Here is a 12925-nt window from a genome sequence, read left to right as displayed (position 1 = left end):
CGCCCACGCTCAGACTCCTCCAGCGTGCCCGGACCGACAAGTACGCGCAATAAGTGGCTATGCCCGGCGACACGGGTAGCGGCCCGCTGCGATGAACTCGTCCAGGCCCGACCGCTGATGGACGGAATTCGATATTCTCCAGTAGTGGAACAGCCCAATGCGTCGACAACGGTTAGTAAGGCTGGTGGCCTGTCGCGCCGATCGGCAATCAGCCGCCTGCTCCCGACGAACAGGCTGATCGTGTCCTTCGGCAATGTCGCCACCGGATACTCGGTCGCGGTGTTGGTGATCGACGGAGTCGAGGTCAACGCGACTGGCATCGGAGCCGTACTGGGCATCCTGGTGGCGATCATGCTCGCTACCGTCGCTTACCTGCTGTTCTATCCAGCGCCGCTCAAAAGGTGGATTATGCGCTGGCCGGAGCGAGGGCTGTCCGGGTGCCTACTGACCGGCGCCGTGCTGGGCGTCGGTGTCACCGTCTCGGCGCCGTTCGGCTTATGGCTCGGGCTCACTGGCTCCGGCCTGCTCGGGCTGCCAGTCGAGGTCACCAGTCTCTGGCCCGTCCTGGTCGGTGGGTGCCTGGCCGAGATCAGCCGCATCGCCGTATGGATCCTGCTACGGACACCAAGCCGAGAGAACCGGGCCAGCGGAGCGCACCATCAGTCTGCGCGGCTCGTGATCTGTCTGCTAGCGCTGTGGCTTGCCGTTGCCACGTTGGAGCGAGTCCGGCTGGACCAGGGCGAGGCGTGGCGGCAACTGCTGACGCTGGCGGTGCTGGCGATGCTGTTCAGCATGGTCGAATTGTGGCGCGGCTCCCAGGACAGCGCGGCCTTCGTGCCGCGCCTCCTACCACTGCTGGCCCTGTATTCGGTGCTGATGAATGGCCTGATGTTGGGAGCCGTGAGCTGGGTCAGCCGCTCGCTGGCCCTTTCCCTCCACCTGGGAGGATGGGGCGGTCTTGCGCAGGCAGCAGTGCTCTGTACCGCCGTAATGTGGGTGGGCAACCTTCCCCTTCTACTGCTGCCGCTGGCCAGAGCGGCGCGCTCTGGGTGGCGCTCCGGCAAGTCGGTCGAATGGATCGCCGCGCTCCGGCCGAGCCGATATGGCTACCGGTGGGCGGCCAAGCCCAAGGACTGATCTCGGCCGCTCACCGGAGTGGCTACGCCGGAGGCGCACCGACCTTCAGCGATACCATGAAGGTCGTCCAGGCGGCCGGGCGGAACGTCAGCACCGGACCGAACGGGTCCTTGCTGTCCCGTACCGCGACAACGGCTTCCAGATTGTCGGCAACCTCGACACAGTTGCCATTGGCACCGGAGCGACGGCTTGTACGCCACCTGGCGTTGGTCGGATCAACGTCGTACATCTTCCTCACCTCCTTCCGTCAACCCTGCTCGGCAGCACGTGCGATCAAGCGGACCGAGGCCACCGGGTTCAGCGCCGCCGCGCGTAGGTACTCGAAGAGATCGGTGTAGCTGGCGATGTCGGCGTCGCGCTCAAGGAACAGGGCGTTCACCCGGTTCTCGATATAGACCAGGTCTGGATCGGCCGGATCCGGAAATCCCATGATCGCAAATGCGCCGTACATGCCGGGATGCGCACCGACCTCGTAAGGTAGGACTTGCACGGTGATGTTGGGCAGCTTGGTGAGTTTGGCAAGGTGTTGCAACTGGTCGCGCGTCACGTCCGTACCGCCCACCTTGCGGTGCAATACGCTCTCGTCGAGGATCGCCCACACCCTGAGCGGCTCGGCCTTGCTGATCGCCTCCTGGCGCCTGAGCCGCGCTTCGACTCGCCGTTCGACATCCTCCTCCGAGCCGTTCGGCAACAGCCCGGCAGTGACGGCCCGGGCGTACGGTTCGGTTTGGAGCAGGCCGGGGACGAAGAGCGATTCGTAGTTGCGGACCGACTGCGCCTCCGACTCGAACGAGATGTAGGTGCTGTACTCGTCGGGCAACTGGTCCTCGTACGCCTGCAACCAGCCGAGCTGTCCGGCGTCCTTGGCGAGGCCGACCAGTTCGAGCCGGCGTTCGAGATCCGCGACGCCGTAGACGTCGAGCAGGCCGAGCAGGGTTCTGCGCTGGGGCCGGGCCCGCGCGGTTTCGAGCCGCCAGAGGGTGGCGGGATTCATGTGGGTCCGTTCGGCGACGTCTTCCCGGGTGAGGCCGGCGCCGTGCCGCAGTGCGCGGAGTTCCGCCGCCAGTCGCCGCAGTCTGACGGTCGGCGGTTGCTTTCGTGCCGCCACGTTCATGCTCCTTCGCTCCTCTCCAGTCTCATGTGGCTTGGGAAAACCCACGCGATCTGAACAGAACAGCTCATCGCAAGCCTTGCGTTGGTACATCCTGCTCCAGCAACATGACCCACGGTACGGCGGTGGTCACGCATCGGCTGTCCCGTACCGACCACGGCGCGCCGCGCACCTTCCCCCGATGGGGTGCGTCGTGGCCGCTCCGCCCCTCGGGCGGATGTCCCGCATCCGGGATGCCGGGCATACCCTCTGGCGGCAACCAGCTGCCCGGCATCCCTCCGCCCAGGAGGTCGTCATGCTGCTGCGCCTGTTCTTCACGGTCGTCGGTTGCACACTGCTCGGCTTCCTCGCCGGCCTATTCGCGTTCAAGGTCAAATCTCGCTGGTGTCCACACTGCGGTACGACCACATCCGAGCTGGTCGGCCAGCATCGCGCCCGGCCCTGACCGTGGTGACCCGGCACGCCGAAAGGAACGGTTGATGAGCCTGGGGGAACTGACCCCAAGGAGCCCTTCTACGCGGCGCTGCTGACCGAGACGGCATGGCAACGCGACATGACCGTCGAGGCCCTGCTGACCCTGACGGACCTGCTCAACCCGCCCGACAACCCGGAGGCCGCGCACCTGGTCCGTGCGACGTGGACGCGGGGAACGCCGGGCAGGCTTCTGTGCCTGCCAACCAGACCGTAGGGTTGGTCAGGTGAGTGGCGATCCGGTCCCGCCTAAACGGGAGCTACGCATTTCCGACGCCGAGCGAGAGGCCGTGGTCGCCCGGTTGAGCGCCGGGGTGGCGGAGGGCCGGCTGACCCTGCCCGAATTCGAGGAGCGCCTCGACGGCGTGCTACGCGCCCGGACCGGCGGCGAGGTAGAGCCCTACATCGCCGACCTGCCGGCCGTGGCCCCGACCGTCGCCCCTGACGAGGTCGTCGAGCTGAACAGCTTCGCCGGCGAGATCAAACGCTCCGGTCGGTGGACCGTACCCCGGCGATTGGTGGTACGCAGCAAGGCCGGCACGGTCAAGCTCGACCTTCGGCACGCCGTCATCAGTTACCGGGTCGTCGAGATCAACCTCGCTACCCAAGCCGGCTCGACGACCATCGTGCTGCCGGCTGGTGCGACCGCCAACATCGACGGAGTCAACACGAGCGCCGGTACGGCGACGGCCAAGGTACCGTCCACACCCGAACCCGGCTCGACCGCTCCGCACATCGTCGTCAGCGGCAGCACCGCCGCCGGCACGCTGGTGGTGCGCTATGAGCGCCGCTTCTGGCGCTGGCGCTGGTAGCCAACCTTTCGGCGTTGGCGCTGGTAAATCCCCGCGGCCCGCACCGGGCCTGTCGTCACGTCATAACTGTCGTGCCGGTGAATCGGAGTTGTGCTATCCAATGCTGGTGCGCGAGCAGAATTTCGAGGTGGTTCGTCGGGCGATGCTCAACCGCCCGGTGGATGAGCGGCGGTACGCGGGCCTCGTGCGCCCGGACAAGACCGTGCGGTGGGCGGTCGAGGAACTCGCGCAGATCGAAACCCGGCGGAAGGGCCGGGCGCGGGGGGCGACGCCGCGGTCGCTGACAGCGCTGCCGGAGTCGTTGCGCCGGCTCGCCGACCTGTTGACAGAGTTGGGCTGGTACGACCTCGCCGCGCTGGCACGGCGGGAAGAGCTCATGGTGTACCGAGAGTTGGACGCGCCACGGCCGGGCGCCTTCGCCGACAGGATGACCGAGACGATGTCGGCGCTGCGCAAAAACCTCGTCGACGACGAGCGCTATGCGGAGGCGCTGGCCGTCATCGACGAGCAGCTTGCCGCCGACCGGCACCGAGCCGGGCAGGTGGCGGCCAGGGAAGCCAGGACGTGGCGGACCATCCTCCTGGCTCGGCTCGAACGTCACGAGGAGGCCGTGGAGTCGGCGGCCGCCCAGGTCGCGGAGATCCGTGGCCGACACGAGCGTGCCGGCGGCGCGCCCGTCGACCTCGAACTCTGCCACGCGCTGACCAAGTATGCGGAACAACTCGACCGGGTCGGCCGGGTCGCCGAGGCAGCCGACGTGACGGCCGAGGTCCTGCCGTTCTGGCGCGGGCGCAACGACTCGCGGTACGAGTTCGCCCGGACGGTGGACGAACTCAGTGACCGGCTGGCCCGCAGCGGACGGGCCGAGGAGGCGTACGCGGTCATCGCCGATGCGTGGTCACGGCTGCGCCGCGACCACGGTGGCCTGGCCGATGTCTGGCACAACCTCGGCGTCCGGCTGCGCACGTTGGGCCATCCGGAGAAGGCCCTCGCCGCCAGCGAGCAGGCGGTGAAACGACACCGCGGGTACGTGCACAATGCACGCGAGCAGCATCGGGCCGTGGAGGCGCGGGACGACTGGGACGACGACCACCGCTACTCTGTGGACCACCTGTGGAGGCGGCACCGCCAGAGGGTGGAGAAGGAACAGGAGAAGGTCCGTCGAGCCGAACGAGACCTGCGCCACGCCCTACTCAGCCTGGCTGCCTGCCTGCGGCAGGTCAACCGTGCCGCCGATGCGGCAGCGGCGGACGCCGAGGCCGCAACTCTCGAAGAAGCACCGGACGCCCGACCGCCTTCACCGGCGTAGCACGGATTCCCGAGGCACCTTCCTGCCCAAAAATCCGTACTGCGGGTGGAACCGTCAGTACGGCGTGACGCCCGCCGGCAGGGTCGAGTTCTCGGCGGCCGTGCCGACGTATTCCAGCAGGATCCGCCGGAACGCCCGGGCCGCGTGCGTCGGTTCCGGCTCCCGGCGCCGGGCCAGCGCGATCGTCCGGTGTACGCCCGGCGGGGCCAGCGGGGTGACCCAGAGCCTCGGGCGGCGGGCGACCACGATGCCCGGCACCAGGGCGACGCCGAGTCCCGCCTCCACGAAGCTGAGCACGGCGTCCATCTCGCCACCGTCGACCGCGAGCGACGGCTCGAAGCCCGCCTCCCGGCAGGCCCGCAGGGTGGCGTCGCGCAGGTCGTAGCCCTGCCGGAACATCACCAGCGGCTGGTGCCGCAGGTCGGTGAGGCGCATGGTGCCGGCCGAGTCGGTCATCGGCAGCGGGTTGAGCGAGGCGACCACCAGGTTGTCCCGGAGGATCGGCTCGGCGGTCAGCGCCGGGTCGGCGCCGGTCGCCGGGAGAATGATCAACGCCAGGTCCAGCTCGCCCCGGAGCAGGTCCCGGACGAGGTCCTGTGAGCCGCTCTCCTCCACCCGCAGGTCGACGCCGGGGTGGGCGTCCCGGAACCGGCGCAGCACCGGCGGGGCGAGCGAGGTGGCCAGGCTGGGCGTGGCGCCGAGGCGTACCCGACCGCGCCGGACCCCGACGAGTTCCTGCACCTCCCGGCGGGCGGTGTCGACGTCGGCCAGGATCCGCTCGGCCAGCGGCAGCAGCACCTCGCCGGCGGCCGTCAGGCCGACGTTGCCGCGCACCCGCTCGAAGAGCGGGGCGCCGAGGTCGGTTTCCAGGGCGTGAATCTGCTTACTCAGCGACGGCTGGGTGATGCCGACGTTGTCGGCGGCATGCGTGAAATGCCGGGTTTCGGCCACCGCCACGAAGTACCTCAACTGATGGAGCTGCACCGTCATAGCCTACAGCTATCGTAACTGCGCCTTCGATGCATTGGACGACTAATCAGAGCTCTCCTAGCGTCTGTGAGGTGACAGCTGTATCGACGCGATCGCCGATCCGGTCCAGCATCGGGCTCAAGGCCGTGATGGCGGTGACCGGCATCCTGCTGGTGCTCTTCCTGATCGCGCACATGCTCGGCAACCTGAAGATCTTCTTCGGCGCCGAGTCGTTCGACCACTACGCGCACTGGCTGCGCACCATCGGCGCCCCCGTGCTGCCGGACACCTGGTATCTCTGGATCCAGCGCGCCGTGCTCGGCGTCGCGCTCGTCGCGCACATCTGGTCGGCCACCGTACTGGCCCGGCGGGCCCGGGCGGCCCGGCCCGTCCGGTACGCGCACCGGCCGAAGGTGCAGGGTAGTTACGCGGCCCGGACGATGCGCTGGGGCGGGGTGATCATCGCGCTCTTCGTCGTCTACCACCTGCTCGACCTGACCACCGGCGACCTGAACCCGGTCGGCGACCCGAGCCGGCCGTACGCGAACGTGGCCGCCGACTTCGCACCCGAGCGCTGGTACGTCACCCTGCTCTACACCGTCGCGATCGTCACCCTCGGCTTCCACCTGCGGCACGGCATGTTCAGCGCGTTCCGCAGCCTCGGACAGCAGACCCCCCGGGGCGAGTCCCGGGCCCGGGCGCTCTCGCTCGGTTTCGCCGTCGCACTCTGCGCCGGATACCTGGTCGTCCCCTTCGCCGTACTCGCCGGATTGGTGCGCTGATGACGAACCCCACCGAAGAAAACCCGCCCAACGGGCTGGACCTGTTCACCATCGGCGAGCCGATCGCCGACACCAAGGCCCCGGACGGGCCGATCGAGACCCGCTGGCAGCGCCGCCGGTTCTCCGCCAAGCTGGTCAACCCGGCCAACCGGCGCAAGCTGACCGTGATCGTGGTCGGCACCGGGCTGGCCGGCGGCGCGGCCGCCGCCACGCTCGGCGAGCAGGGCTACCGGGTCAGGTCGTACTGCTACCAGGACAGCCCGCGCCGGGCACACTCGATCGCCGCCCAGGGCGGCATCAACGCCGCCAAGAACTACCGCAACGACGGCGACTCGATCCAGCGACTCTTCTACGACACCGTCAAGGGCGGCGACTTCCGGTCCCGGGAGTCGAACGTACGCCGGCTCGCCGAGGTCTCGGTGGAGATCATCGACCAGGCGGTGGCCCAGGGCGTGCCGTTCGCCCGGGAGTACGGCGGGCTGCTCGACACCCGCTCGTTCGGCGGCGCCCAGGTGCAGCGCACCTTCTACGCCCGGGGGCAGACGGGCCAGCAGTTGCTGCTCGGGGCGTACCAGGCGTTGGAGCGGCAGATCGGGCAGGGCCGGGTCGAGATGCACAGCCGGCACGAGATGCTGGAGCTGATCGTGGTCGACGGCCGGGCCCGGGGCATCGTGGTCCGGGACCTGGTCACCGGCGAGATCACGACCGACTTCGCCGACGCCGTGGTGCTCGCCTCCGGCGGGTACGGCAACGTCTTCTACCTCTCCACGAACGCCAAGGGCTGCAACGTCACCGCCACCTGGCGGGCCCACCGCAAGGGCGCGCTCTTCGCCAACCCCTGCTACACGCAGATCCACCCGACCTGCATCCCGGTCTCCGGCGACCACCAGTCGAAGCTGACCCTGATGAGCGAGTCGCTGCGCAACGACGGCCGGGTCTGGGTGCCGGCGACGGCCGGTGACGACCGCCCGCCCCGGCAGATCCCGGAGGCGGAACGGGACTACTTCCTGGAGCGGGCGTACCCGGCCTTCGGCAACCTGGTCCCCCGGGACATCGCCTCCCGGGCCGCCAAGAACGTCTGTGACGCAGGCAGAGGCGTCGGGGCGACCGGGCTCGGCGTCTATCTCGACTTCGCCGACGCGATCGACCGGCTGGGCCGGTCCACCATCGCCGAGCGGTACGGCAACCTCTTCGAGATGTACCAGCGGATCACCGGCGAGGACCCGTACGAGGTGCCGATGCGGATCTATCCGGCGGTGCACTACACGATGGGCGGGCTCTGGGTCGACTACGACCTCCAGTCGACCATCCCCGGCCTGTTCGTGATCGGCGAGGCGAACTTCTCCGACCACGGCGCCAACCGGCTCGGCGCCTCGGCGCTGATGCAGGGCCTCGCCGACGGCTACTTCGTGCTGCCCAGCACCATCGCCGACTACCTCGCCGCCGGCCCGTTCGAGGCGCTCACCGACGACCACCCGGAGGTGGTGTCCGCCCGGGACGACGTCACCGACCGGCTGAACCGGCTGCTCGCCTGCCAGGGCGACCGGACCGTCGACTCGTTCCACCGCGAGCTGGGCCAGATCATGTGGGACCACTGTGGCATGGAGCGGACCGACGCCGGGCTGCGCAAGGCGCTGGCCGAGATCCGCGGCCTGCGCGAGCAGTTCTGGCAGCGGGTCCGGGTCCCCGGCGACGGCGAGGGGCTCAACCAGGCGCTGGAGAAGGCCGGCCGGGTCGCCGACTTCTTCGAGCTGGCCGAACTGATGTGCGTCGACGCGCTGCATCGTACCGAGTCGGCCGGCGGGCACTTCCGGGCCGAGAGCCAGACCGCCGACGGCGAGGCGCAGCGCGACGACGACAGCTTCGGGTACGTCGCGGCCTGGGAGTTCACCGGCGCCGACCGGCCGCCGGTGCTGCACCGGGAAGACCTGCAATTCGAGTACGTACACCCCACCCAGCGGAGTTACAAGTGAATTTGACCCTGCGGATCTGGCGGCAGTCCGGCCCGGACGACAAGGGCCGGATGGTCAGCTACCAGGTTCCGGACGTCTCCCCCGACATGTCGTTCCTGGAGATGCTCGACGTACTCAACGAACGGCTCACCCTCGACGGCGAGGAACCGGTCGCCTTCGACCACGACTGCCGGGAGGGCATCTGCGGCGCCTGCGGCATGGTGATCAACGGCGTGGCACACGGGCCGGAACGGGCCACCACCGCCTGCCAGCTCCACATGCGACACTTCGCCGACGGCCAGACCATCGACATCGAGCCGTGGCGGGCCAGGGCGTTCCCCGTGGTCAAGGACCTGGTGGTGGACCGGGCCGCGTTCGACCGGATCATCGCGGCCGGCGGGTACGTCACCGCGCCGACCGGTGCCGCGCCGGAGGCGCACGCCCAACTGGTCCGCAAGTCCGACGCGGACGCCGCCTTCGAGTCGGCCGCCTGCATCGGCTGCGGCGCCTGCGTCGCCGCCTGCCCGAACGGTTCGGCGATGCTCTTCACCGCCGCCAAGGTCAGCCACCTGAGCCTGCTGCCGCAGGGCCAGCCGGAACGCCTCACCCGGGTCGTCGGGATGGTCGACGCGCACGACGAGGCCGGCTTCGGCGGCTGCACGAACATCGGCGAGTGCACCGCCGTCTGTCCTAAGGGGATCCCGTTGACCAGCATCGGCCGGCTCAACCGGGACTACCTGAAGGCCACCCGGGAGCGGGACGGCGCACCCGGCACCTGACGGGCCGGCGGTCCCCGCCAGAGTCGCCTATCGTTACCGGTCGGCAGGCAACCCGACCCTGGCGATGGGAGAGCACTGGTGAGCAGGGTGAATCGCAGGACCGCACTGGGCGTCGGCAGCGCCGCCACCGCCGGCGTCGTACTCGGCACCGCCACCCAGGCGATGGCCGCGCCGAACAGCGGCCAGGGGCTCGAAACCCCCGACCGGGCCCGCGCGGACCAGGTCGCCGCGATCTACCGCCGGGAGAAGACGAAGGCCGGCGGCAACTGGTACGCATACCTGAGCGTCGCCAGCGGGACGGGCCCGACGCCGCTGCCGGCGGTACGGGAGAACCCGGACACGGTCGTCGAGGCGTACAGCGTGAACAAGATCGCGGTTGCCACGGCGGTACTGGACAAGGTGGACCGGGGACTGCTCACCCTGGACCAGCGGGTCGAGGTCACCTCGTCGATCGTGGTGCCGAACGGCGACGGCATCTTCAGCCTGGACGGCGCCTACCCCAGCTCGGTGACCCTCGGCCACGTCCTCGCGGCACTGCTCACCGTCTCCGACGACACCGCCGTACGGCTCTGCGGGCTGGTCTGCCCGGCCGCCGAACTCAACCAGATCCTCGTCGCGAAGGGCTTCCCGAAGACCCAGGTCGAGCCGGTCGCCAACCCGAACCGGTTCTTCCTCGGCACCAGCACCGCCCGGGAGACCCACGACCTGCTCCAGGCACTGGTCCGGGGCACCCTGCTCTCCGCCACCTCCACGAACTTCCTGCTGCACCAGCTCCGCGCGCCGATCGCGTTCACCGACGGCATCCGCCGCAACATGTCGTCGGCGCAGCGGGGCCGGATCGCCACCAAGGCGGGCTGGTTCGGCAACGCCCGGCACGAGGCAGGGCTGATCTTCAACCCGGCCGGCGCGCCGGTGCTGACGTACGTGCTCTTCGCCGACGGGCAGGCCGACCCGGACAACTTCGGCTCGACCCATCCGGCGGTGCAGGCCCGGGCAGCGATGGGCCCCGCCTTTCTCGACGCGGTCGACGGGCTGGCTAACCTCTCCCTGCCGTCCCGCCGGCCGAGGAAGTACACGCCGTCCAACGGCGGCTGAGTTCAGCGGGTCAAGGCAGGTCAGCAGACCGGGTCAGGTCAGCGGAGCGGGACAGGTCGACGGTCGGGGCGGGCTCCGGGGTCTCGGCGGCCGGCGGATCGACCGCTCCCCGGCCGACGGCCTCGTAGACGGCCGGACGCCTCGCCCGGAGCAGCAGGCCCCAGCCGAGCCCGAGCAGCGCGGCGACCAGGGTGACCCCGGGCAGCAGCCACGCCAGGTAGCCCGGGTTGCCGGGCGCGAGCAGCGCGTCGAAGTTCACCAGCAGCACCACCAGGACGGCGAGCAGCAGCACGGTGGCCAGGGCCGGTGCGACCAGCCGCTGCCAGGCGTTCACCCCGGCCTCGGGGCGGCGGTGGAAGAAGCCCAGCACCGAGGCGGAGGTGAGGGTCATCAGCAGCACCACCCCGACCGCCGAGAGACCGCTGAGCCAGGTGAAGAGGTCGAGCACCGGATCCCGGCCGGCCAGCACGAAGGCCAGCACCGCGCCGAGGGCCAGCACCGTCTGGGCCAGCGAGCCGCCCGCCGGGGCCCCGGTCCGCGCGCCGGTCCGGCTGAGGAAGGCCGGCAGCACCCGCTCCCGGCCCAGGGCGAACAGGTACCGGGCGACGGCGTTGTGGAACGACAGCAGGGCGGCCAGCACCGAGGTGATGAAGACCAGGTTCGCCACGTCCGCCACGGTGCCGCCGGCATGTGCGCCCAGGCTGCCGAAGACCACCCCCGGACCGTCCCCGGCCGTGGCCGCCTGCGCGTTCTCCGGGCCGGTCAGCACGGTCAGTGCCCAGGCGGAGAGCGCGTAGAAGGCACCGGTGAAGGCCACCGCGACGTAGGTGGCCCGGGCCACCGTGCGGCGGGGGTCCCGGACCTCCTCGCCGTAGAGCGCCCCGGACTCGAACCCGGTGAAGCTCGCGATGCCCAGCGCGAACACCGCACCGAGCCCCGCCGCGAAGAGGTTGCCCGGATCGAGCCCGGCGAGGGTGACGCTGCCGCCGGCCGGGTTCCGGAACGCCACCACGTCGAAGACGACGACCGCGAGGCATTCCAGCAGGAGAACTACGGCCAGGACCGTGGCGTTCAGGTCGACCTGGAGCACCCCGAGGACCCCCACCACCGCCAGGCCGGCCAGGGCCCAGACCCACCACGGCCGGTCGACGCCGAACTTCGTCGTGACGAAGGCGTCCAGGACGGCGCCGAAGAGCCCGTACAGCCCGATCTGGATGGCGTTGTAGGAGGCCAGCGCGACGAAGGAGGCGCCGACCCCGGCCACCCGGCCCAGCCCGTTGGCGATCCAGGAGTAGAAGGCACCGGCGTTGCCGACGAACCGGCTCATCGCGGCGTAGCCGACCGCGAACACCCCCAGCACGGCGGCGAGCAGCAGGAAGGCGAGCGCGGCGCCCACGTTGCCGCTGACGGCGTACATCGTGGTGATGCCGCCGCCGAGCACGGTCAGCGGTGCCGACGCGGCGACGGTGAAGAAGACGAGGTGGACCGTGCCCAGGCGTCCCCGGCGCAGGCCGGTGTCCGGGGAGGAATCCGATGACATGTGTCGGTCTCCCTCGGGCGGATTGAGACAGGACTCACGGTCGACATCGGAGAGGTTATGGGCGATCACGCGGCGCGACAAGCCATCGATCGACCACAAGTACCGAACACGTACGGCCAGGGCGGGTTGAACGGAAAGTGTGCATGCCGTACCGTCCTCCATCGACATTGCGTAGTGGCCGACCCGGCACGCCAGCCGGCCGGTGCGAGGATGACGATGACCAATTACCCGGGCCAACCGGCCGAACGGCTGGCCGACGAGTTGTTCCTCATCGCACACGATGACTACAGCGGAAAGCTCCTCGCGGCGGCTGCCCTGGTGGATGCGGCCCTCTGCGGGGCGCTCCTCGCCGAGCTGCTCTTCGACAGCCGGATCACCCTGGTCCAGTCCGCCGTCTACGTCGCCGACGACCGGGCCTGGCGCGAGCCGGTGACCGACCGGGTGCTGGCCGAGATGGTACGCCGCGGCGACGGCCACCAGGCCCGCTCCTGGCTGGAGTTCCTCGCCCCCCGGGTCCGGGACCACGTCGGCGACCGGCTGGTCAGCGCCGGTGCGGTACGCCGGATGACCGCGCGCGGGCTGAACCTGCGCACCACGCTGCGCTTCCCCGGGCTGGACCCGAACCGGGTGGCCCGGCCCCGGGTCCGGCTCAACGCCATCCTGGAGCGCTCCGAGCAGCCGCTGGACGCCCGCACCGCGACGCTGGCCGGGCTGGTCCGGGCCGCCGGACTGGTCCGGGCGTTGATCCCGGCCGACCGGGCGATCGTGACCGAGCGGATCGCGGCGGGCCGGCGGCTGCTCCCGACGGAACTCGGCGACCTGCTCAACGCGGTCGACGCGGCCGTCGCCGCCAGTGCGCTCACCGTACGCCGCTGACCTGCCTCGGTCGGCGCCACGCCGTCCTCGACCCGGAATCCCGGTCGACGCGACAGCGCGGTCGCCCGGGATCGCGGTCGACGCGACAGTGC

At 70.2% G+C, this 12925-nt stretch carries 13 protein-coding genes; 9 read left to right on the top strand and 4 right to left on the bottom strand.

The window, feature by feature from the left end; genetic code table 11:
- The first annotated feature begins 144 nt into the window (after positions 1-144).
- The gene (locus tag O7626_RS10815) at positions 145-1137 is read left to right on the top strand and encodes a hypothetical protein (RefSeq protein WP_278061025.1); all 993 of its coding nucleotides are present in this window, start codon (positions 145-147) and stop codon (positions 1135-1137) included.
- A gap of 22 nt (positions 1138-1159) precedes the next feature.
- Here the strand turns inward: O7626_RS10815 and O7626_RS10810 are convergent, their stop codons facing one another.
- A complete protein-coding gene (locus O7626_RS10810) occupies positions 1160-1366 on the bottom strand; it encodes a DUF397 domain-containing protein (protein ID WP_278061024.1) in 207 nt (68 codons plus the stop codon).
- An 18-nt stretch (positions 1367-1384) separates the two neighbouring features.
- Positions 1385-2251, bottom strand: coding sequence for a helix-turn-helix transcriptional regulator (locus O7626_RS10805; protein WP_278061023.1), 867 nt, complete (start codon positions 2249-2251; stop codon positions 1385-1387).
- A gap of 292 nt (positions 2252-2543) precedes the next feature.
- Here O7626_RS10805 and O7626_RS10800 point away from each other — a divergent pair, with 292 nt between their 5' ends.
- From O7626_RS10800 to O7626_RS10790, 3 genes are all read left to right on the top strand, one after another.
- Positions 2544-2693 (top strand): hypothetical protein, encoded by a 150-nt coding sequence (locus tag O7626_RS10800; RefSeq protein ID WP_278061022.1) that lies wholly within the window; start codon positions 2544-2546, stop codon positions 2691-2693.
- Positions 2694-2946: 253 nt separating this feature from the next.
- A complete protein-coding gene (locus tag O7626_RS10795) occupies positions 2947-3531 on the top strand; it encodes a DUF1707 domain-containing protein (RefSeq protein ID WP_278061021.1) in 585 nt (194 codons plus the stop codon).
- Positions 3500-4840, top strand: a complete 1341-nt coding sequence (locus tag O7626_RS10790) for a hypothetical protein (protein ID WP_278061020.1) — start codon at positions 3500-3502, stop codon at positions 4838-4840. Before O7626_RS10795 ends, O7626_RS10790 begins: the two co-directional genes overlap by 32 nt.
- 54 nt (positions 4841-4894) lie before the next feature.
- On the opposite strand, the gene O7626_RS10785 is transcribed toward O7626_RS10790, so the two are convergent.
- Positions 4895-5830: a LysR family transcriptional regulator gene (locus tag O7626_RS10785; protein WP_278061019.1), complete on the bottom strand. Its 936-nt coding sequence runs from the start codon at positions 5828-5830 to the stop codon at positions 4895-4897.
- A 71-nt stretch (positions 5831-5901) separates the two neighbouring features.
- On the opposite strand from O7626_RS10785, the gene O7626_RS10780 reads away from it, so the two are divergent.
- The 4 genes from O7626_RS10780 to O7626_RS10765 all read left to right on the top strand — a co-directional run bounded on the left by O7626_RS10780 (position 5902) and on the right by O7626_RS10765 (position 10417).
- Positions 5902-6591, top strand: coding sequence for a succinate dehydrogenase cytochrome b subunit (locus O7626_RS10780; protein WP_278061018.1), 690 nt, complete (start codon positions 5902-5904; stop codon positions 6589-6591).
- Positions 6592-6626: 35 nt separating this feature from the next.
- Positions 6627-8564, top strand: a complete 1938-nt coding sequence (locus O7626_RS10775; protein ID WP_278066123.1) for a fumarate reductase/succinate dehydrogenase flavoprotein subunit — start codon at positions 6627-6629, stop codon at positions 8562-8564.
- Entirely contained in the window at positions 8561-9322 is a 762-nt protein-coding gene (locus O7626_RS10770; protein ID WP_278061017.1) for a succinate dehydrogenase/fumarate reductase iron-sulfur subunit, read from the top strand. Before O7626_RS10775 ends, O7626_RS10770 begins: the two co-directional genes overlap by 4 nt.
- A gap of 78 nt (positions 9323-9400) precedes the next feature.
- A complete protein-coding gene (locus O7626_RS10765; protein WP_278061016.1) occupies positions 9401-10417 on the top strand; it encodes a serine hydrolase in 1017 nt (338 codons plus the stop codon).
- Between the two features lie 10 nt (positions 10418-10427).
- On the opposite strand, the gene O7626_RS10760 is transcribed toward O7626_RS10765, so the two are convergent.
- Positions 10428-11957, bottom strand: coding sequence for an APC family permease (locus tag O7626_RS10760; protein ID WP_278061015.1), 1530 nt, complete (start codon positions 11955-11957; stop codon positions 10428-10430).
- 216 nt (positions 11958-12173) lie between these two features.
- Here O7626_RS10760 and O7626_RS10755 point away from each other — a divergent pair, with 216 nt between their 5' ends.
- A complete protein-coding gene (locus O7626_RS10755; protein ID WP_278061014.1) occupies positions 12174-12833 on the top strand; it encodes a GPP34 family phosphoprotein in 660 nt (219 codons plus the stop codon).
- Positions 12834-12925: the final 92 nt, after the last annotated feature.

Source organism: Micromonospora sp. WMMD1102 (assembly GCF_029626265.1).
Taxonomy (GTDB): Bacteria; Actinomycetota; Actinomycetes; order Mycobacteriales; family Micromonosporaceae; genus Plantactinospora.
This window is presented reverse-complemented; position numbering and strand designations above follow the sequence as displayed.

Excerpts from the sequence above, each read along its gene's own strand:
- O7626_RS10800 (WP_278061022.1), top strand. The coding sequence starts at position 2,544 with ATGCTGCTGCGCCTGTTCTTCACGGTCGTCGGTTGCACACTGCTCGGC.
- O7626_RS10755 (WP_278061014.1), top strand. The coding sequence starts at position 12,174 with ATGACCAATTACCCGGGCCAACCGGCCGAACGGCTGGCCGACGAGTTG.
- O7626_RS10810 (WP_278061024.1), bottom strand. The coding sequence starts at position 1,366 with ATGTACGACGTTGATCCGACCAACGCCAGGTGGCGTACAAGCCGTCGC.
- O7626_RS10805 (WP_278061023.1), bottom strand. The coding sequence starts at position 2,251 with ATGAACGTGGCGGCACGAAAGCAACCGCCGACCGTCAGACTGCGGCGA.
- O7626_RS10760 (WP_278061015.1), bottom strand. The coding sequence starts at position 11,957 with ATGTCATCGGATTCCTCCCCGGACACCGGCCTGCGCCGGGGACGCCTG.
- O7626_RS10785 (WP_278061019.1), bottom strand. The coding sequence starts at position 5,830 with ATGACGGTGCAGCTCCATCAGTTGAGGTACTTCGTGGCGGTGGCCGAA.
- O7626_RS10790 (WP_278061020.1), top strand. The coding sequence starts at position 3,500 with ATGAGCGCCGCTTCTGGCGCTGGCGCTGGTAGCCAACCTTTCGGCGTT.